Source organism: Qipengyuania xiamenensis (assembly GCF_019711495.1).
Taxonomy (GTDB): domain Bacteria; phylum Pseudomonadota; class Alphaproteobacteria; order Sphingomonadales; family Sphingomonadaceae; genus Qipengyuania; species Qipengyuania xiamenensis.
This window is the reverse complement of sequence record NZ_JAIGNM010000003.1, coordinates 394,333-413,531: the sequence shown is the minus strand read 5'-3', so window position 1 is coordinate 413,531 and position 19,199 is coordinate 394,333. Positions and strand designations below refer to the sequence as shown.

At 64.5% G+C, this 19,199-nt stretch carries 17 protein-coding genes; 9 read left to right on the top strand and 8 right to left on the bottom strand.

Features of this window, described 5'->3' with window-relative positions; genetic code table 11:
* The gene (locus K3165_RS13500; protein WP_221549401.1) at positions 1-2,514 is read right to left on the bottom strand and encodes a helicase-related protein; all 2,514 of its coding nucleotides are present in this window, start codon (positions 2,512-2,514) and stop codon (positions 1-3) included.
* Between the two features lie 191 nt (positions 2,515-2,705).
* On the opposite strand from K3165_RS13500, the gene K3165_RS13495 reads away from it, so the two are divergent.
* From K3165_RS13495 to K3165_RS13470, 6 genes are read left to right on the top strand one after another with little or no spacing between them, the layout of a single operon-like run.
* Positions 2,706-4,286, top strand: a complete 1,581-nt coding sequence (locus K3165_RS13495; RefSeq protein ID WP_345721198.1) for a M23 family metallopeptidase — start codon at positions 2,706-2,708, stop codon at positions 4,284-4,286.
* Between the two features lie 47 nt (positions 4,287-4,333).
* Positions 4,334-5,332: a porphobilinogen synthase gene (hemB, locus tag K3165_RS13490; RefSeq protein ID WP_221549399.1), complete on the top strand. Its 999-nt coding sequence runs from the start codon at positions 4,334-4,336 to the stop codon at positions 5,330-5,332.
* On the top strand, positions 5,325-5,876 hold the full coding sequence (locus K3165_RS13485; RefSeq protein ID WP_221549398.1) for a GNAT family N-acetyltransferase: 552 nt from the start codon (positions 5,325-5,327) through the stop codon (positions 5,874-5,876). The genes hemB and K3165_RS13485 overlap by 8 nt, the downstream gene beginning before the upstream one ends.
* Positions 5,869-6,426 carry a GNAT family N-acetyltransferase gene (locus tag K3165_RS13480; protein ID WP_221549397.1) on the top strand — a complete coding sequence of 186 codons (558 nt, stop codon included), beginning with the start codon at positions 5,869-5,871 and terminating at the stop codon, positions 6,424-6,426. The genes K3165_RS13485 and K3165_RS13480 overlap by 8 nt, the downstream gene beginning before the upstream one ends.
* Positions 6,423-7,004 carry a gamma carbonic anhydrase family protein gene (locus K3165_RS13475; RefSeq protein WP_221549396.1) on the top strand — a complete coding sequence of 194 codons (582 nt, stop codon included), beginning with the start codon at positions 6,423-6,425 and terminating at the stop codon, positions 7,002-7,004. The genes K3165_RS13480 and K3165_RS13475 overlap by 4 nt, the downstream gene beginning before the upstream one ends.
* A 3-nt stretch (positions 7,005-7,007) precedes the next feature.
* The gene (locus K3165_RS13470; protein WP_221549395.1) at positions 7,008-7,289 is read left to right on the top strand and encodes a DUF167 domain-containing protein; all 282 of its coding nucleotides are present in this window, start codon (positions 7,008-7,010) and stop codon (positions 7,287-7,289) included.
* Here K3165_RS13470 and K3165_RS13465 read toward each other — a convergent pair.
* The 6 genes from K3165_RS13465 to K3165_RS13440 form a co-directional block, all read right to left on the bottom strand.
* Positions 7,286-7,798, bottom strand: a complete 513-nt coding sequence (locus K3165_RS13465; protein WP_221549394.1) for a DUF1993 family protein — start codon at positions 7,796-7,798, stop codon at positions 7,286-7,288. The genes K3165_RS13470 and K3165_RS13465 overlap by 4 nt on opposite strands.
* A 47-nt stretch (positions 7,799-7,845) precedes the next feature.
* Positions 7,846-9,438, bottom strand: coding sequence for a cisplatin damage response ATP-dependent DNA ligase (locus tag K3165_RS13460; RefSeq protein ID WP_221549393.1), 1,593 nt, complete (start codon positions 9,436-9,438; stop codon positions 7,846-7,848).
* 3 nt (positions 9,439-9,441) lie between these two features.
* Positions 9,442-10,473 carry a ligase-associated DNA damage response exonuclease gene (locus K3165_RS13455; protein WP_221549392.1) on the bottom strand — a complete coding sequence of 344 codons (1,032 nt, stop codon included), beginning with the start codon at positions 10,471-10,473 and terminating at the stop codon, positions 9,442-9,444.
* A gap of 34 nt (positions 10,474-10,507) precedes the next feature.
* The gene (locus tag K3165_RS13450) at positions 10,508-12,547 is read right to left on the bottom strand and encodes an alpha/beta hydrolase family protein (RefSeq protein ID WP_221549391.1); all 2,040 of its coding nucleotides are present in this window, start codon (positions 12,545-12,547) and stop codon (positions 10,508-10,510) included.
* A gap of 74 nt (positions 12,548-12,621) precedes the next feature.
* Positions 12,622-15,018 carry an ATP-dependent Clp protease ATP-binding subunit ClpA gene (clpA, locus tag K3165_RS13445; RefSeq protein WP_221549390.1) on the bottom strand — a complete coding sequence of 799 codons (2,397 nt, stop codon included), beginning with the start codon at positions 15,016-15,018 and terminating at the stop codon, positions 12,622-12,624.
* 142 nt (positions 15,019-15,160) lie between these two features.
* Positions 15,161-15,361 (bottom strand): DUF1192 domain-containing protein, encoded by a 201-nt coding sequence (locus tag K3165_RS13440; protein ID WP_221549389.1) that lies wholly within the window; start codon positions 15,359-15,361, stop codon positions 15,161-15,163.
* Positions 15,362-15,493: 132 nt separating this feature from the next.
* On the opposite strand from K3165_RS13440, the gene K3165_RS13435 reads away from it, so the two are divergent.
* The 3 genes from K3165_RS13435 to K3165_RS13425 all read left to right on the top strand — a co-directional run bounded on the left by K3165_RS13435 (position 15,494) and on the right by K3165_RS13425 (position 18,525).
* Positions 15,494-16,474, top strand: coding sequence for an NAD(P)H-quinone oxidoreductase (locus tag K3165_RS13435; protein WP_221549388.1), 981 nt, complete (start codon positions 15,494-15,496; stop codon positions 16,472-16,474).
* A gap of 99 nt (positions 16,475-16,573) precedes the next feature.
* Complete coding sequence (locus K3165_RS13430; protein WP_221549387.1) at positions 16,574-17,452, top strand: UDP-2,3-diacylglucosamine diphosphatase; 879 nt, start codon at positions 16,574-16,576, stop codon at positions 17,450-17,452.
* A gap of 89 nt (positions 17,453-17,541) precedes the next feature.
* Positions 17,542-18,525, top strand: coding sequence for a glycosyltransferase family 4 protein (locus K3165_RS13425; protein ID WP_221549496.1), 984 nt, complete (start codon positions 17,542-17,544; stop codon positions 18,523-18,525).
* Here the strand turns inward: K3165_RS13425 and K3165_RS13420 are convergent.
* Positions 18,522-19,145, bottom strand: a complete 624-nt coding sequence (locus K3165_RS13420) for a hypothetical protein (RefSeq protein ID WP_221549386.1) — start codon at positions 19,143-19,145, stop codon at positions 18,522-18,524. The genes K3165_RS13425 and K3165_RS13420 overlap by 4 nt on opposite strands.
* Between the last annotated feature and the right edge of the window lie 54 nt (positions 19,146-19,199).

Below are 19,199 nucleotides of genomic sequence, written 5' to 3'. Positions count from 1 at the left end.
TCAGCCTTGCTTGATGAGGTCTGCGAGCCCGGCAAAGGCGCTGCCTTCACGTGGGGCGCTGGTTTTCGCAGGCTTGGCGCGCTGTTGCTTGCGCCGCGACGGGCGCCACTCCCAGCTGTCGGGGCGGGGCGGGCCGAAAGCGCCTTCGGCAAGCGGCCTCGCGCGCTGGACGCGGAACCCGGCCTGGCCGAGCAGGCGCTCGACATTGCGCTCTTCCAGCCCGATCGAGATCGGCAAGGCGAGGTCGAGGCGGAACTTGCGGCTCTTCCCGGCCTTGCTCCGCGCCTCGTGCGCGGCGCGGAAGATCTTCTCGGCGAGATCGAGGCGAATCGCCTGGCTGCCGGCATGGCGGTACCCGGCGGGCAGCTTCTTCTGGTCGGGAATGACCGGCAGCATCGCCTCCTGCAGCGGCCTGCGGTCGATGCCCAGCGAGCTCAGCAATTGTCGCGGTGCTGGCTTGAGCAGGAGCGGCGCGAAAATGTCGAGCGCGCCGAAGGTGACGCCGATCTTGCGCAGGAAGGGACGCATTTCCTTGGGCAGGTGCTCGATGCCCGCCTTCTCGCGGGTGACGAAGCCGTGGCCGGAGATAAGGTTGAGGAGCAGCGCGCGCGCCTGGCTTCCGGCCTCGGGATTGGCTGAGGCGATATGCATCTTGCGCAGCGGTTCGAGCGGCTCGAGCTGCTTGTCGAGCCAGCCATCGATCGCGTCGAGCAGGGCCTTGCGCGGCTGGTCTGGCAGCGCAGCCACTTCGCGTGACGGTTCAAGGGCAGGTTTGACCTGCCCCTCGCGCTCGGTGAGCTTGGCCACGACCTGCCCGTTCCAGCGGATTGCACCGCGTGCCAGCTCCAGTTCGGCAAGGTCGGTGGCGGCGAGTTTCTCCGCACGCTCGCCCAGGATGCGGGGCAGGGCTTTCTCGGCCGCGGCCAGCAGCATCTTGCGGTCGGCGTGGTTGGCCGAAGGATCGACTGTGAAGCGGAACCCCTCGACCCTGCCGAGCGCCTCGTCCTCGACGAGCAGCGTGCCGTCTTCCCCGAGCGTGATCGGGAGCATAGAGGCGTCCTGTCCCAGCGATTTCATCAGTATGGCAGTCCTTCGGTTCACGAATCTCTCGGTCAGCCGCGCATGGAGCGCATCCGACAGCTTTGCTTCCACGCCGCGGGCCCGCGACGCCATTTCGTCGCGCGCAAGGACCCAGTCGGGCCGCTGGCAGATATAGGCCCAGCTGCGAATCGCGGCTATCCGGCCCTGCAGCGTATCGATATCGCCACTGGTATTGTCGAGTTCGGATATGCGCGCGGCGACGAAGTCCGCACCGATATACCCCTGCCGCAGGTCCTGCCAGAGGCGTGCGACGAAGCGGGCGTGGACATCGGGGCCGCGAGCGCGGAAATCGGGCAGCGAACAGGCCTCCCAGAATCGCCTCACCGCTCCGGCGCCGCGAACGTCTTGCGCCAGCGGCTCTTCGGCGAGCCGCTTGAGTGTCGCGAGGTCGATGGCCTCGGGCGCCAGGCGCAGCGCCTCGTGCTCGGGAGGCCGTTCGAGATCCGCGATAAGCGTACCCAGGGAATCGAAGCGCGGTTCGGGATTGCGCCAGAAGAGCTTGGTGATCGGGGCGAAGCGATGCTCTTCGATCGCGTAGACCTCTTCCTCGGTGAATTCGGGCGAGGGCCCCATCTTGCCGCCGGCTCCTGCCAGCGTGCCGAAAGTGCCGTCACGCTGGTGCCGTCCTGCGCGGCCAGCAATCTGCGCCATTTCAGCCGGTTGCAAGCGCCTCATGCGAACGCCGTCGAACTTGGTAAGACCTGCGAATGCGACATGATTGACGTCGAGATTGAGCCCCATGCCGATGGCGTCGGTGGCGACGATGTAATCCACTTCACCATTCTGGTACAACTCGACCTGCTTGTTTCGCGTTTCCGGTGAGAGAGCGCCCATCACCACCGCAGCGCCGCCACGGAAGCGCCGCAGCATCTCGGCCACGGCGTAAACCTGCTCCGCGCTGAAGGCGACGATCGCGCTGCGCGGCGGGAGGCGGGACAGCTTGCGCGGGCCGATGTGGGTGAGGGTGGAGAAGCGCGGGCGTTCGGAAATCTCGGCGCGCGGTATCAGCGACCGAACCATGGGTTCGAGCGTCGCCGCGCCCAGCAGCATGGTTTCATCCCGTCCGCGCGCATTGAGCAACCGGTCGGTAAAAACGTGGCCGCGCTCGCGATCCGCGGCGAGCTGCGCCTCGTCGAGCGCGACGAAAGCGCGCTCGTTCGCCGAGCGTGGCATGGCCTCCACCGTGCAGCACAGATAGCGCGCACCCGGAGGCTCGATCCGTTGCTCGCCGGTGATCAGCGCGACGTCCTTCTCGCCCTTGATCGCAACCACCCGGTCATAGACCTCGCGCGCCAGCAGGCGCAGCGGAAACCCCATCGCACCGCTCGAATGCGCGCAGAGGCGTTCGATGGCGAGGTGGGTCTTGCCGGTGTTGGTGGGCCCGAGGACCGCCTTGATCGGGGCGTCGTTCACTCCTGACAGGTGGCATTGCGAAGCAAAGGGCGCAACCGTTCACCGCCCGCTGCACTCAACTCGTCGACAAGGTGACTCGCCTCGTCGTTGGTTAAGACGAATTTCACTTTGTTTTTTTAGGGAGTAGGGCAACGAGGTCGAAAGGCGTGCAGCCCAGCATGCCAGCCTCGGGGGCCACACAGAGGATACGGGTGAAACTTTCCGCAGAGCGAAAGGTGCAGGGGGAAAAGCAGACGGTCGCCGGACTCGGCGAAACGTCTGACGAAGCAACTGCACGCCCGGCATCCTTCAGCTCCATGCGCGACCGGGTCTATTCCAGCATCGAGAATCTCGACATCGCACCGGATCTCGGCGCCGACATCGGTTCCCGCCGCTGGTTCCGCGGGCTCGGTACCTTCGTCGGCCTGTCGGTCGTCGCGCTCGCTTTCTGGCCCGACTTCGCACCGCTCGAAGCGGCATCCCCGCTCCCGGACGATGCCGAAGTGGTCGGCGAATTCCGCAGCCACATGATTACGCCGCTCGCGCTGGGTGCCGATACCGGTCGCCGCATGGGTCCGACTGCCCTTGTCCGCCCGCTCGCCGAAGCGCCCGAGCGTCCGCAGATGCAGATGCTGGCGACGCTGGGCCGCGGTGACAGCCTGGAGCGGACCTTGCGCCGCGCAGGCATCGGCAGCGCCGAAGCCGAGAGCGTCACTTCGCTGATCGCCGGTGCGGTCGACCTAGAAGAGCTCGAACCCGGCACGCAGATCGACATCACCCTTGGCCGCCGCCCCGAACCGGGCGCGACACGGCCACTCGAACAACTCAGTTTCCGCGCCCGCTTCGATCTCGAACTCAAGATCGATCGCCTCGACGAGGACGGGCCGCTCGCGCTTACGCGCCGCCTGATCCGTGTCGACGAGACGCCCCTGCGCATTCGTGGAACGGTCGGTGACAGCCTTTACCGTTCGGCCCGCGCGGCTGGCGCACCGGCGAGCGCAGTGCAGGCCTATCTCAAGGCCGTCGGCCAGGACGTGAACTTACAGCGCGATGTGCGCTCGACCGACCAGTTTGACATGATCATCTCGCACCGCCGCGCCGCCACCGGCGAGCGCCAGGCAGGCCAGCTGCTCTACGCCGGCCTTGACCGTGGCTCACGTAGCGGTGTGAGCCTGATGCGCTGGGGCAAGGACGGCGAATTCTACAGCGCCGATGGCGAGGGCGAGGAAAAGGGCGGGCTGATCGCTCCGGTCCCGGGCCGGATGAGCTCGCGCTACGGCATGCGCCGCCACCCGGTTCTCGGATACCGACGCATGCACGCCGGTGTCGATTTCCGCGCACGGCATGGCACCCCGATCGTCGCCGTCACGGACGGACGCGTGACCGGTGCGGGCCGCATGGGCGGCTGCGGCAATGCAGTGCGCCTTCGCCACGGCAACGGTATCGACACGCGCTATTGCCACATGAGCCGCATCGCCGTGCGCCGCGGGCAGAGTGTGAAGCGCGGCCAGGTCATCGGCTATGTCGGATCGACCGGTCTCTCGACCGGACCGCACCTGCATTACGAAATGTATCGAGGCGGCAAGCATGTGAACCCGACCTCGGTGAGCTTCGTGACTCGCCGCCAGCTTTCTGGCGAGGAGCTCGGCAGCTTCCGCGAGACATTGCAGAAGCTCAAGCAGGTCGAAGAGGGTGCGGCGCTGGCCGATCTCGAACAGACAGCCGAAGAAGCCGCGACTGCAGAGCCCGAGCGCGAAATCGACAAGCTCGACCGGCCGCGCAAGGTCTCCTGATCGCCTCCGATTGCTAAGCGCCGCGCTTTGCGGCAAGGCTCGGCTCCATGACCGAAGCCAGCTATCCTGCAACCCGTCTTCGCCGCACGCGCGCCCATGGCTGGAGCCGTGCGATGCACCGCGAAACCGTGCTCACGACAGCCGACCTGATCTGGCCGCTTTTCGTGACCAGCGGCAAGGGCGTGGAAGAGCCCGTCGCCAGCCTGCCCGGCGTTTCGCGCTGGTCGGTCGACGGAATCGCTAGCCGTGCGAAGGAAGCAGTCGAGCTGGGCATCCCCTGCATCGCGCTGTTTCCCAACACCCCGTCCGACAAGCGCAGCGAGCGCGGTGACGAGGCGCTCAACCCCGACAATCTGATGTGCCAGGCGATCAAGGCGGTGCGCGATGCATGCGGTAATGACGTCGGCATCCTGACCGACGTCGCGCTCGATCCCTATACCAGCCACGGGCAGGACGGGCTGATCGACGATGACGGCTATGTCCTCAATGACGACACGGTGGCGGTGCTCGTCGACCAGGCACTCAACCAGGCAGAGGCGGGCGCGGACATCATCGCCCCGTCCGACATGATGGACGGCCGCGTAAAAGCGATCCGCATGGTATTGGAAATGAACGATTTTCCCAATGCGCAAATAATGGCCTATGCCGCCAAGTACGCATCCGCCTTCTACGGTCCCTTCCGTGACGCCGTGGGCTCGGGCGGCCTGCTCAAAGGCGACAAGAAGAGCTACCAGATGGATCCTGCCAACGCCGACGAGGCGCTGCGCGAAATCGCGCTCGATATCGCCGAAGGTGCGGACAGCGTGATGGTCAAGCCGGGCCTTGCCTATCTCGACGTCATCTGGCGCGCGAAACAGCAATTCGGCGTACCGGTCTTCGCCTACCAGGTGAGCGGCGAATACGCGCTTATCGAGGCTGGCGCGGCGGCTGGCGTGGCCGACCGCGAAGCGCTCCTGATGGAGAAACTCGTCGCCTTCAAGCGCGCCGGCTGTTCGGGCGTGCTGACCTATCATGCGCCGGTTGCCGCGCGCCTCCTCAATGGCTGACTTCCGTCACGAAACCGAAAGGCTGGTCCTGCGCGATTGGCGCGATGAGGACTGGGAGCCATTCTGGCAGGGCACGAACACGGCTGCCGTCATGGAATGGCTCGGTGGTGTTTGCGATGACGCCAAGCGGCAGGGCGCGCAGGACAGGTTGCTGGGATACCAGCGAGATCATGGACACACCTTCTGGGTCGTCGAGCGCAAGGAGGATGGCGCGATCCTCGGATTTTGCGGCCTGAAACGCTGCAACCAGCAAGGCGGCCCCCTCGGCGAGATGGAAGTGGGCTGGCGCCTGCGCGAAGATGCCTGGGGCAAGGGCTATGCCAAGGAGGCCGCAATGGCGTCACTCGATCTCGCCTTCGACCGTTTTGGCGCCGACCAAGTGGTTGCACTGACCGTGCAGCCGAATAAGGCAAGCTGGGGGCTGATGAAGCGGCTCGGCATGGTGCACCGGCCCGATCTCGACTTTGAAAACAGTGACTTCGGCGACGATACTATCATCGTCTATTCGATCTCGCGCGAGCAGTGGGCAGGCCGGCGTGGCTGACATCATCGCCGAAACCGACCGGCTGATCCTGCGCACGATTGAAGAAACAGACGCCGCCGAACAGATGCGCGTCCTCAACACACCCACGGTCATGGCACGGCTCGGCGGTCCGAAGGAATTGCACGAGATCGAGGCGAAGCACGCCAAGTCGATGGCGCTCTACGCTCGCGAAGGCTTCAGCTTCCTGTTCCTGATCGAGAAGGACACCGGCGAAATGGTCGGACACGCGGGGATCAAGCGTGTCGACAACCCGCTCGCCAGCAATGTGGGCGATCACGAGATCGGCTGGCTCATCCGCGAGGACCGCTGGCGGCTTGGGCTTGCCGAGGAAGCGGTGCGCGCGGTGATCGACTGGGCATTCGGCCGCGTCGATGCCCCGCATGTCGTCGCGCTGACGAGCGAGGCCAATGTGCCAAGCTGGAAGCTGATGGAAAAACTCGGCATGGTGCGCCGCAAGGACCTCGATTTCGAGGACCCGGCCTATCCGCCCGACGACAGGATGACGATCCAGTATTCGCTCACGAAAGAACAATGGGAGAGCCAGAAATGACCACGCGTCCCCCAAGCGACAGACCGGGCGTCAATATCGTACCGATCCACGGTAAGACCCCGCAGATTCACGAGAGCGCCTTCATCGCGCCCGGCTGCACGATCATCGGCGACGTCACCATCGGGGCGGGAAGCTCGATCTGGTACAATTGCGTGCTGCGCGCCGACGTCAGCCGCATCGTGATCGGCGAGCGGACCAATGTGCAGGACGGGAGCGTGCTCCACTGCGACCCCGAACGTCCGGGCGATCCCGATGGCAGCCCGCTGATCATCGGCGACGACGTGCTGATCGGCCACATGGCGATGGTGCATGGCTGCCGGATCGAGGATCGCGGTTTCGTAGGGCTCGGCGCGATTGCCATGAACAAGGCGGTGATCGGCAGCGACGCCATGCTGGCAGCCGGCGCGATGCTTACCGAAGGCAAGGTTATGGGTGAGCGCGAGCTGTGGGGCGGCCGCCCCGCGCGCAAGATGCGCGATCTCGACGATATGGCGGTTGCCGGCATGCGCATGGGCACCGCGCATTACGCAGAGAACGCCAAGCACCATTCGAAAGCCGTCGCGGCGGCGCTCGGCTAACCTATGGCTCGGCCAAGGCCAGCCCTTCCGGCGGCGAGCGAAATCAAATCTCTCATCGACGACCGCGGCCAGCTGAAGGTGCACGTTACGCCGGGGGCGCGGACCGACGACGTGAGCCTTCTCGAAGGCCAACTCGCGGTAAAAACACGGGCGAAACCGCAGGATGGCGCCGCCAATGATGCGGTCATCGCCGTGGTCGCCAAGGCGCTCGGCATCGCGCCGAGCAGGGTCGAGCTGTTACGGGGCCAGACCTCGCGCCAGAAAGTGCTCCGGATTACCCGTTAGCCCGCAGGCTGGCGCAAATATTTGAACATGTAGCCGACGAAATCGGCCTTCCCGATCTCCAGCCCTTCGCTGCGCAGGATCGCGTAGGCGGTCGTCGCATGAAAGTAGAACTGCGGCACCGCCCAGTCGCGCACATATTCGCCGGCCGTCAGGTCGAAGGTCATGCCGTTGGGAATGACCAGCTCGATCATCTCGTCTTCGTCGAGGAAATTGTGCTGCGACCACTTTTCGACCTCGGCCTTGCGTGTCTCGATCATGCTGCGCGCATCGGCAATCGTTTCGGGATCGTCTTCCGACGATTTGAAGTCGAGCCCGATCAGCCGGCCCATGGCCTCGCCCGGCATGTTGCAGAGGAAGCGTACCTGGGTCGAAAGCGGCAGCATGTCGTCGGCAAGCTTGGCGCCGAGCAGTTCATCGCCCTTTTCGTGCGAGGCGGCCTTGGCCAGCAATCCTTCGAGCGTCCCCAGCATGTTGAGGTGCGCGTTTACGATCAAATCCTTGTGGGTCATTCGACTCTCCCGTGTGCCGCCAAGACCTAGCGGCTGGGAGCATACCGTCAATCGGCGATGAGCGCGCGCAATGCCTCGATCCGGTCGGCTTCGTGCGGCGGCTTGTCCCAGCGGATGCGATGGATGCGGGGGAAGCGCATGGCGAGCCCTGACTTGTGGCGCTTGCTCTCGTGCACGCTGTCGAAGGCGACTTCGAAGACGAGTTTCTTCTCCGTCTCGCGTACTGGGCCGAAGCGGTTGATGGTGTTCTGGCGGACGTGGCGATCGATCTTCTTCAGTTCCTCGTCGGTGAAGCCCGAATAGGCCTTGCCGACGGGCAGCAGGTCCGCGCCCTTGTCGGGATCGCCGTCCCAGCACCCGAAAGTGTAGTCGGAGAAGAAGCTCGACCGCTTGCCGCTGCCGCGCTGGGCATACATCAGCACGCAGTCGACCAACAGCGGGTCGCGCTTCCACTTGTACCAGTATCCCACGCGCCGCCCGGCGATGTAGGGGCTGTCCTTGCGCTTGAGCATCAGCCCTTCGATTGCATCCTCGCGGCTGCCTTCACGAATCTGTGATAAGTGCTCGAAATCAGTCGCTTCGACGATGGAGCTGATGTCGAAATGCGACTTCGGCAAGCGTGACGCCAATGCTTCGAGCTGCCCGCGTCGCTTTTCCCAGGGGAGGGGGCGCAGGTCCTCGCCGTCGAGCAGCAGGACGTCGTAGAGCCGCACGAAAGCCGGATATTCGGCGAGCATCTTTTTCGAAACGGTCTTGCGGCCGAGCCGCTGCTGGAGCGCATTGAAACTGGCTGCGCCGCCTGCCTCGCCGCCCTGCGTGCTGCCGCGCACGAGCAATTCGCCGTCGAGCACCGCATTCATCGGCAGGACGTCGAGCAACTCGGGAAAGGTGGGCGAAATATCGTCCCCCGAGCGCGAATAGAGCCGTGTTTCACCGCCAGCCCGCACCAATTGCACGCGGATACCGTCCCATTTCCACTCTGCAGCATAGTCCTCGAGGTCGACCACCGTCTCCTCGAGCGGATGCGCGAGCATGAAGGGGCGGAAGGTGGGCAGGTTCTCGATATCGGGCGGATCGGCGCCGTCGGCCGCCCAGGCGAAAAGCTCTGCGTAGGGCGGCGTCAGGCCATGCCAGTACTCCTCGACCTCGTCGACGTCGACGTCGAAGCCTTGCGCAAATGCCGTCTTGGCGAGGCGCGAAGAGACGCCGATGCGCATGCCGCCCGTGGCGAGTTTCAACAAGGCATAGCGACCCGAAGAATCGAGCCTGTCCAAGAGCTTGGGCAGCTCAGTTGTCACGCTCTTGCGGTTCATTGCGGACAACAGTTCGACCGTCTCGCTGACCGAAGGCGGGGAGGGAGGTTCGTCTGGCGCGGGCCAGAGCAGGCTTGCCGTCTCGGCGGTATCGCCCACGAAGTCACGGCTAAGCGTCCACAGCACCGGGTCGACCCGGTCCTTGAGCAAATTGCGGATGGTCGAGCTTTTCACCGCTGGGAAGTCGAGCCCGTCCGACAACGCAGCAAGCGCCCACCCACGGTCCGGATCGGGCGTAGCCCGCAGATACTCTGCGATCAGTCGCAATTTCTCGTTGCGGCTGCGCGTATAGACCAGCGCGTCGATGAGGGCGGCGAACTCTTCCACGCCTCAATCGTCCTCGTCGTCATAGCCGACCAGCGCGAGCGCGCGGGCGCGGCGCTGGTGGAGCTGGCACCACCGCAGCAGCGCATCCTCGCGCCCGTGCGTGATCCAGTTCTCATGCGCGTCGACTTCCAGAATCGTGCGCGTGAGTTCGCCCCAGTCGGCGTGGTCGGAGATAACCAGCGGCAATTCGACATTGCGCTGGCGGGCGCGCTGGCGGACGCGCATCCAGCCGCTCGCCATGGCAGTGATCGGGTCGGGCAGGCGCCGGCTCCAGCGGTCGTTGAGCGCGCTGGGCGGACAGACGACTATCGCGCCGCGCATGTCGTCCTTCGAATAGTCGGCCACCAGACGCAATTCGCCGAGGTCGACGCCATGCTCTTCGTAGAGGCGGCACATCTTCTCCATCGCGCCGTGAAGGTAGATCGGATCCTTGTGTCCGGCTGCACGCAGCTCTGCGATCACCCGCTGCGCCTTGCCCAGGGCATAGGCGCCCACGAGCACGCAGCGGTCGGGATGGGCCTTCAACCGGTCGAGCAGCTTGGCCATCTCTTCCTCGATCGGCGGATGGCAGAAGACCGGGAGGCCGAATGTCGCCTCGGTGATGAAGATGTCGCAGGGAACGACTTCAAAGGGCGGGCAAGTCGGATCGGCGCGGCGCTTGTAATCGCCGGTGATGACAACCCGTTCACCCGCATGCTCGAGCAGGATCTGCGCACTGCCCAGCACATGGCCTGCCGGCACATAGGTCGCGTCGACGCCGCCCTTGAGACGGATCGTCTCGCCATATTCGACCGGTACAGCCCTGTGCGGGATCTGGCCGGCATCGTCCTCGGCGCCAGTGCGATAGCGCAGTTCCATGATCGCCAGCGTTTCGGGCGTCGCCACCGTGCGGCCATGTCCGCCGCGTGCATGGTCTGCATGACCATGCGTCACCAGCGCATGATCGACCGCGCGCGAAGGATCGACCCAGCAATCGGCCGGTTCGATATAGATCCCGTGCGGTTCGGGTTTGATCCAAGAAAAGGGCGCGCCCATCGCCGGTTCAACGACGGGCGCGCCGCAAATATCCCTACTCGGAGTCTTCGCCCTTCCGGTACTTGTCGAACCAGTCGATCACGGCAGTGGTCCGCGCGGCCTGTTGGCTGGGGCTCTGGCTGAGATTGTTGTGGCTCGACCCCGGGGTGATCACCAGCGCGGTATCGACACCGGCGAGCTTCAGGGCGCCGTAATACTGCTCCGCCTCGCTGCGCGGCGTGCGGTAATCTTCCGCACCGACCAGCACGAGCGTGGGCGTCTTCACATTGCCGACGAGGCTAAGAGGCGAACGCTCCCAATACTGCGCCTGGTCTTCCCACGGCAACGCGCCGAGCCAGTAGCGGCCGAAGAAGGGCGTGCCGTCGGCCATGAGCGCCTGGCTGGTCCAGTTGATCACCGGCTTGTGCGTCGCCGCCGCCTTGAACCGGTCGGTCTTGCCGACAAGCCATGCCGTCAGCACACCGCCGCCCGATCCGCCGGTGACGAAGAGATTGTCGGGATCGGCTATGCCCTGTGCAACGGCGGCATCGACCACTGCCATCAGCTCGTCGAAATTGCTGATCGGGTAATTGTCCTCGATCCGGTCGGCAAATGCCTCGCCGTATCCGGTCGAACCGCCCGGGTTCGAGAAGACGACTGCATATCCGGCCGCGCCATAGAGCTGGTAGTCGACCGAGAATTCGGGGCCGTAGGCGGCATAGGGTCCGCCATGCATTTCCAGCACCATGGGGACACGCGTGCCCTCGACATAGCCCGGGGGCAGCATGATCCATGCAGGGATGGCCGTGCCGTCGGGTGCGGTGACCGCAAGCTCCCGCGTCTCGCCCAGCGCCTTGCCCGAAAGCTTCAGGTCGTTGAGCTGCGTCAGCTGGCGCGTCCCACGCGAGGTCGTGACGCCGATATCGGTCGGGCGCGTGGCGCTGGCGGTCGTGAAGGCAACGGTGCCGCGATCGCTCACCGACCATTCGCCGCCGGTATAGGGCAGGGCGTAATAGGTGCTGCCGATACGCGCGGGCAGCCGGTCGACCTTGCCATTGAGGCCGATTTTGGCGACGCGGTGCTCGCCGTCTTCCTCGAAGCTGGCGAACAGGCCTGCATCGGTCCATTCGATGCCGTCGATACCGCGGTCGAGCGAGGCGGCGACCTGCCGCGAATTCGAGCCGTCCGCGTCCATCACGTAGAGATTGGTCTGGTCGAAGGCATTCCCGAGATCGTCGAAGCCGAGATAGGCGATGCTTCTGCCGTCCGGCGAATATTGCGCACCGAAGTCGGGACCGTTGCGACTGGTCAGCGCGCGAATGCCGCCGCTGGCGACATCGAGCGCGTAGATCTCGCCGCCATAGGGTTCCAGCTCCCAGTCCTCGCGGCGATTGGCCGAGAACAGCAGCGTGCGGCCGTCGGGACTCCACTCGACGCTACCACCATTGTCGTACTCGCCGAAGGTCAGCTGGCGCGGTGCGCCGCCGGTCGCATCGACGACGAAGATCTGCGACGTGCCGGGGCGGGCATAGCCTCCACCGTCGAAGCGATAGGTCACCTTGTCGATGACCTGCAGCGGGGCCTTCCATTCAGCGCCTTCAGGCTTCGTGGGGGTTTTGCCGAGCTTCAGTCCTTCGCCCGGGACGCGGGCGGAATAGGCGATGCGCGTGCCGTCGGGCGACCAGCTGATCGCGCCGGGTGCTTCGGGAAGGGCGGTGATATTGGCGCTCACACCGCTCGCCATCCAGCGAACGTGCAATTCGGGGCCGCCGCCGCTCTCGGTCGAAACATAGGCGAGCCGTGTGCCGTCCGGCGACCAGCGCGGGCTGGTGTGCGATCCTTCGCCGGTCACAAGCGGCGTCTGCGCACCGCTCGATGCATCGACCAGCCAGATCGAACTCACCGCAGCATCGGTCATGATATCATTGGTGCGCCTGACATAGGCGATCTGCCGGCCGTCCGGGCTGATCTGCGGATCGGCGGCAACGGTCAGGCCGAACAGGTCGTCGACGGTAAAGTTGCGCTGGGGCGCGTCCTGCGCGGCGGCCGGTGCCGCAATTCCCAGTGACAGCGCGAAAACCAAGGCGATACGCATGAAAAAACCTCCCCTGCAGTGAGCGGGGGAGGTTCAATCACATTTCGCTTCGCTTGGCGAATCGGCCGGAAGGATTAGCCTTCGTCCTTGTCGCCGCCTTTGCTCTCGCTGGCGCCGGCATCGGGCTTCTTCTTGGGCGCGGCCTTCTTCTTCGCTGAGGCTTTCTTCTTGGGCTCAGCCTTGGCCTTTGGCGGGGCAGGAGTGAGTTCGAATGCGGGCTTGCCGTCCTTCATCGTCACCGAAACCTCGCCGCCATCAGAAAGCTTGCCGAACAGCAGTTCTTCCGCGAGCGGCTGCTTGATCTTTTCCTGGATCAGGCGGCCCATCGGGCGGGCACCGTAGAGCTTGTCATAGCCCTTGTCGGCGAGCCATGCGCGGCTTTCCTTGTCGAACTGGATGTCGACATTCTGTTCGGCCAGCTGCAGTTCCAGCTGGAGGATGAACTTGTCGACGACGCGGGCAACGGTGCTCTTGCCGAGGTAGCCGAAGGGCACGATCGCATCGAGGCGGTTGCGGAATTCGGGGGTGAACATGCGCTTCACCGCTTCCTCGCTCGCATCTTCCTTCGACACGTCGCCAAAGCCGATGCCCTGCTTGGCCATGTCCGACGCGCCCGCATTGGTGGTCATGATGAGCACCACATTACGGAAGTCGACCGTCTTGCCGTGATGGTCGGTCAGGCGGCCGTTATCCATCACCTGCAGCAGGATGTTGAAGAGGTCGGGATGCGCCTTCTCGATTTCGTCGAGCAGCAACACGCAATGCGGGTTCTGATCGATGGCATCGGTGAGCAGGCCGCCCTGGTCGTATCCGACATAGCCCGGAGGCGCACCGATCAGACGCGAAACGCTGTGACGCTCCATGTATTCGGACATGTCGAAGCGCTTCAGTTCGATGCCCATGATGCTGGCGAGCTGGCGCGCGACTTCGGTCTTGCCGACGCCGGTCGGGCCGGAGAACAGGAACGAGCCGATCGGCTTGTCCGGATCGCGCAGGCCTGCACGCGAAAGCTTCATCGCGGTCGAAAGCTTGTCGACGGCAGCATCCTGCCCGAACACGACGTGCTTCAGGTCGCGGTCGAGGTTCTGGAGCGCCTTCTTGTCGTCGCTCGACACCGATTTGGGCGGGATCCGCGCCATGGTGGCGATGACCGCTTCGATTTCCTTGGCGGTGATCTTCTTCTTGCGGCGGCTGGGTGGCACCAGCATCTGCATCGCGCCGACTTCGTCGATGACGTCGATCGCCTTGTCGGGCAGCTTGCGGTCGTTGATGTAACGCGCCGACAGCTCGACGGCGGTCTTGAGCGCGTCGGGCGTGTACTTGACCTTGTGATGTTCCTCGAAGGCCGAACGCAGGCCTTTCAGGATCGCAATCGTATCCTCGATCGTCGGCTCGTTGACGTCGATCTTCTGGAAGCGCCGCAGCAATGCGCGGTCTTTCTCGAAGTGGTTGCGGAATTCCTTGTAAGTCGTTGACCCGATGCAGCGAATGCTGCCGCTGGACAGCGCGGGCTTCAACAGGTTCGAAGCGTCCATCGCCCCGCCGCTGGTCGCGCCGGCACCGATCACGGTGTGGATCTCGTCGATGAAGAGGATCGCCTCGGGCATGTCCTCGAGTTCGTTGACGACCTGCTTCAGGCGTTCCTCGAAGTCGCCGCGATAGCGCGTGCCGGCAAGCAGCGCGCCCATGTCGAGCGAGTAGATCACTGCGTCTTCGAGCACGTCGGGCACGTCGCCTTCGACGATCTTGCGCGCAAGACCTTCGGCAATCGCGGTCTTACCCACGCCCGGATCGCCCACGTAGAGCGGATTGTTCTTCGAACGGCGGCAAAGGATCTGGACCGTGCGGTCCACTTCAGGCCCGCGACCGATCAGCGGGTCGATCCGGCCGTCCTCTGCCTTCTGGTTGAGGTTGACCGTGAACTGGTCGAGCGCCGTTTCCTTCTTCTCGCCAGGCTTGCCGCCTTCTGCGCCCGGTTCGGCAGCTGCACCTTCTTCGGCGCCCTGCGGGCTTTTGTTCTCGACCTGCTTGCCGCCCTTGCCGATACCGTGGCTGATATAGCTCACCGCATCGAGGCGGCTCATGTCCTGCTGCTGCAGGAAATAGACGGCATAGCTGTCACGTTCGGAGAACAGGGCGACCAGCACGTTTGCGCCGGTGACCGTGTCCTTGCCCGAAGACTGGACATGCAGGATGGCGCGCTGGATCACGCGCTGGAAACCGGCGGTGGGCTGCGGATCGGCGCCGTCGTCGCTTTTGAGCGACTGGTATTCCTGTTCGAGATACTGCTTCACGACCGCAGCCAGTTCGCCCGTGTCGACCCCGCAGGCGGCCATGACCGCCGCTGCATCCTCGTCGCCGATCAGCGCGAGCAGCAGGTGCTCGAGCGTGGCGTATTCATGACGCCGCTCGCCCGCGTCGGTGAGGGCGGCGTGGAGGGTCTTTTCGAGATTCGCGGCAAAACTAGGCATCTGGTCTCTGCTTTTCAGGGGACTCGCAGCAGTGCGAGCAAGGGAAAGGCTACCTTATGAAGGTTAGCCAAAGCTGTATGTTCCGAGGATATGGCCAATGATATGGGAAGCGGGCGGCGGAATGTCAGCCCCTCCGGCACGCTCAATCCTTTCGCCCGAACAGCGCATCGGCTGCATCGCGGTGGGCGGCGGCCTTGAGCCGGTGCGATTCAACGCGGGCGATCTCGCGTTCGAGCAGGGCAATGCGCTCTTGCAGTTCATCCTGCGAGTAGGGGCCGAGATCCTCGGCTGCGAGCTTGCTCGCGGCGTCGCCTTTGGGGCGTGGACGATCGTCGTCTTCCATTGCCCGTCCACAATCCTCCTCGTGCCGGTTGCTGTCAACCGAGGCCCACGGTAATGCACCGTTTCTCTGGCACGACGTCACGCATTCGAGGGGGCTTTCTTGGCTACTGGTCTACCCAAGACAATGACTGCAATGGGTTACGACAACCCGGGCGGTCCGGAAGTTTTCCGGCCAGAAGAATTGCCTGTGCCCGATCCGGGCCCGAACCGGGTGCTTATCGAGGTCAGCCACGCGGGCGTGAACCGTCCCGACGTCATCCAGCGGCAGGGCTTCTATCCGCCGCCGCCGGGCGCCTCGCCCATTCCCGGGCTCGAGGTCGCCGGCAAGGTGGTGGCCGTAGGTGAAGGCGTGGCCCCTGAAATGCTCAACCGCCGTGTATGCGCGCTGGTGAGCGGAGGTGGCTATGCGGAATATTGCCTCGCCCATGCGGCGCATTGCCTCACCGTACCGCGCCATCTCGACATGGCGGACGCCGCGGCGATCCCCGAAACGCTGTTCACCGTCTGGCACAATGTCTTCGAACGCGGCTTTGCCGCCGATGGCGAGACCCTGCTGGTCCATGGCGGCACCAGCGGTATCGGCACCATGGCGATCCAGCTCGCCAAGGCGTTCGAGATGACGGTCGTCACGACGGCCGGGAGCGAGGAAAAATGCAACGCTGCCCGCGAGTTGGGCGCCGACCTTGCGATCAATTACAAGACGCAGGACTTCGTCGAGGAGGTGAAGAAATTCACCGAGGGCAAGGGTGTCGACGTTGTTCTCGACATGGTGTCGGGCGATTATGTCCAGCGCAATCTCGACTGCCTCGCCGAAGACGGACGTCATGTCACCATCGCGGTGCTCGGCGGGCTGAAGGCGGAAATCAACATGGCCAAGCTGATGAGCAAGCGCCAGATGATGACCGGATCGACCCTCCGCCCGCGCTCGGACGAGTTCAAGGCGCTGCTCGCGGACGAGATCTACAATCACGCCTGGCCGCTGATCGAAGATCGCACGATTGCCCCGGTGATGGACAAGATCTTCCCGCTGGCGGAGGTTTCAGCCGCCCATGCGCGGATGGAAGGCGGCGATCATATCGGCAAGATCGTGCTGAAAGTACGCGAAGAATCCTGACTCGAAACGGTAGCAAAGACGCCATTCCGTAACGGAATGGAGGTTCGCGCGTAACAATCGCCTGTCATGGCATCCTTCAAACAGCATGGGGGATGGACCATGACTCGGCTGCCCAATGACCTTACCGATTTCACCAATGTGGCGGGCTTTCCGCCAGTCGAACCGAGCGTCCCCGAAAGGATCGTCGACGAGCGGCGCAAGTACCGCACGATCTGGATTAGCGACGTCCATCTCGGCACCAAGGGCTGCAATGCCGAGCTGCTGATCGACTTCCTCGACCACACCGACAGCGAAACGATGTACCTCGTCGGCGACATTATCGACGGATGGCGGCTGAAGAAGAAGTTCTACTGGCCGCCCGAACACAACGACATCGTCTGGCGTATCCTCAAGCGCGCGCGCCGCGGCACGCGGATCGTTTATATCCCGGGCAATCACGACGAGATGGTCCGGCCGTTTGCGGGAATGAACTTCGGCGGCGTCGAGATCATGCGCGCCGCCTTCCACGACACCGCCGACGGGCGCCGCCTGATGGTGCTACATGGCGATGAATTCGACACGATCATGCTGGCCCACCGCTGGCTCGCCTTCGTGGGTGACGCGCTCTACCACCTGATGATGAAGCTCAACGGCTGGGTTGCACGCGTGCGCAGCATGCTGGGCTTGCCGTACTGGTCGATTTCCAAGGCGGCCAAGCACAAGGTCAAGAACGCAGTCGAGTTCATTTCCAAATACGAGGAAGTCGTCGCGCGCGCGGCCGGTGAGCGCGGTGTGGACGGAGTTGTCTGCGGCCACATCCACACTGCCGAGATCCGCGACTTCACCCATGAGGGACGCAAGGTCGAATACTATAATGACGGCGACTGGGTCGAAGGCTGCAACGCGCTGGTCGAGCATTTCGACGGCACGATGGAATTGCTGCACTGGCCCGAGGAAGTGGCCCGCCGCGAGCCTGCGCTGAAACGGGAAGCTGCGTGAAGTTGCCCGAAGACCGGCCCCTGCCTTCGGGCACCCCGTTGCCGCCACGCCAGCGGATCGCGATCGTGACCGATGCGTGGCTCCCGCAGATGAACGGTGTGGTCCGCACGCTGACGACGACCTGCGACATCCTGCGTGCACAGGGGCACGAGGTCATGGTCGTTTCGCCTGACCAGTTCGCCTCGATCCCCTGTCCGACATATCCCGAGATCCGGCTGGCACTGAGCCGGCCGGGCGCCGTCGCCCGCAAGCTGCGCGAATTCGCGCCGGGCGCGATCCATATTGCCACCGAGGGACCGCTCGGCCTTGCGGCACGGCGCTATTGCAACCGGCGCGCGACGCCGTTCACCACCGCCTATCACACCCAGTTTCCGGACTATGTCGCCAAGCGCACGCACCTGCCGGCGCAGTGGTTCTGGCGCTATATCGAGTGGTTCCATGGCCCTGCGAGCCGTGTGCTGGTCGCCACCCACAGCATTCGCGAGGAACTGCGCGGTCACGGTCTTGCGCAGCTCCACCACTGGACGCGCGGCGTCGATCTCGACTGTTTCGACCCCTTTGCCCCGCCGCCGCGCGAATTCGCCCACCTGCCGCGGCCGATCCAGCTTTATGTCGGGCGTGTCGCGGTGGAGAAGAATATCGAGGCCTTCCTCGAGGCCGGACACCCGGGCAGCAAGGTCGTCGTCGGAGACGGACCATCGCTGGATCGCCTCAAGGCCCGCTATCCCGAAGCGCTCTTCCTCGGCCGAAAGTCGGGCCGCGAGCTGGCGGGATGCTATGCAGGGGCCGACGTGTTCGTCTTCCCGAGCAGGACCGATACCTTCGGCCTCGTGATGATCGAGGCATTGGCCTGCGGCACTCCGGTTGCGGCATTCCCCGTCGCGGGGCCGCGCGATATCGTGGTCGACGAGGTCGGCGCGCTGTCCGAGGATCTCGACCGGGCGATCGACGCGGCGCTCTATTGCGACCGCAGGGCATGCGCGGATTACGGCGCACGCTTCAGCTGGGAAGCGGCGACCGACCAGTTTCTTGCAGGCCTTGCCGAGCTGGAGCCCGGCGCGCTGGCAGACTAGCTGCCGGCGCCCCAGCCGCCGTCGTCGGCGTAATAGTCGTCCGTGCCGCTGCCCTCACCCCAGCCGCCGCCATCGTCATAGCTGGCATCGTCCCAGTCGCTGGTGCTGCCTGCAGCCCAGTCGCTGGTGCCACCGGTGTAGAACAGGCTTCCCGTATCCGCACCCTGCGCCGCGATCGCGACAGCCGCCATGTTGGCATCGAGCGTGTCGCGGCTGGCCGCGGCACCGAAATCGCCGTATTTCTTGCCCCAGACCTTGAGCGCCTTGCGAAGTTCGAATTCGACCTTCTCTTCGCTCAGCACCATGTTCTCGCCCATCGGTACCATCGGCATGTCGACGGTCACTGCCACCGTGGTGAGTTCCTCACGTTGCGAGAAATCCATCTTGATCCGACCGGGGTCGAACCCGTCCTTGGCGGGAACGGTGAACACGAGGCTGTCGCCTTCGCTCGATAGGGCGATCGGGGCTACGCCGCCTATGCCCGAAGTGCCGCCGGCGATTTGCGCCAGCTCCTGCTTGATGGCCGCCGCGTCGCCGCGCACACCGACATCGAAGTCTGGACCGCTCTCCCCACAGGCGGTCAGTGCCAGGCTGGCGATAAGAATGGCTGATTTTTTCATTGCGTCCCCCGCATACGTTCCGGTCGCCTGCGAGATAGCGGCAAATCGTTAAAA

Coding starts and splice junctions, on each gene's coding strand:
- K3165_RS13475 (WP_221549396.1), top strand. CDS start 6,423: ATGACCACGCGTCCCCCAAGCGACAGACCGGGCGTCAATATCGTACCG.
- K3165_RS13450 (WP_221549391.1), bottom strand. CDS start 12,547: ATGCGTATCGCCTTGGTTTTCGCGCTGTCACTGGGAATTGCGGCACCG.
- K3165_RS13440 (WP_221549389.1), bottom strand. CDS start 15,361: ATGGAAGACGACGATCGTCCACGCCCCAAAGGCGACGCCGCGAGCAAG.
- K3165_RS13465 (WP_221549394.1), bottom strand. CDS start 7,798: ATGACCCACAAGGATTTGATCGTAAACGCGCACCTCAACATGCTGGGG.
- clpA (WP_221549390.1), bottom strand. CDS start 15,018: ATGCCTAGTTTTGCCGCGAATCTCGAAAAGACCCTCCACGCCGCCCTC.
- K3165_RS13455 (WP_221549392.1), bottom strand. CDS start 10,473: ATGGGCGCGCCCTTTTCTTGGATCAAACCCGAACCGCACGGGATCTAT.
- K3165_RS13470 (WP_221549395.1), top strand. CDS start 7,008: ATGGCTCGGCCAAGGCCAGCCCTTCCGGCGGCGAGCGAAATCAAATCT.
- K3165_RS13425 (WP_221549496.1), top strand. CDS start 17,542: ATGAACGGTGTGGTCCGCACGCTGACGACGACCTGCGACATCCTGCGT.
- K3165_RS13485 (WP_221549398.1), top strand. CDS start 5,325: ATGGCTGACTTCCGTCACGAAACCGAAAGGCTGGTCCTGCGCGATTGG.
- K3165_RS13435 (WP_221549388.1), top strand. CDS start 15,494: ATGGGTTACGACAACCCGGGCGGTCCGGAAGTTTTCCGGCCAGAAGAA.
- hemB (WP_221549399.1), top strand. CDS start 4,334: ATGACCGAAGCCAGCTATCCTGCAACCCGTCTTCGCCGCACGCGCGCC.
- K3165_RS13430 (WP_221549387.1), top strand. CDS start 16,574: ATGACTCGGCTGCCCAATGACCTTACCGATTTCACCAATGTGGCGGGC.
- K3165_RS13420 (WP_221549386.1), bottom strand. CDS start 19,145: ATGAAAAAATCAGCCATTCTTATCGCCAGCCTGGCACTGACCGCCTGT.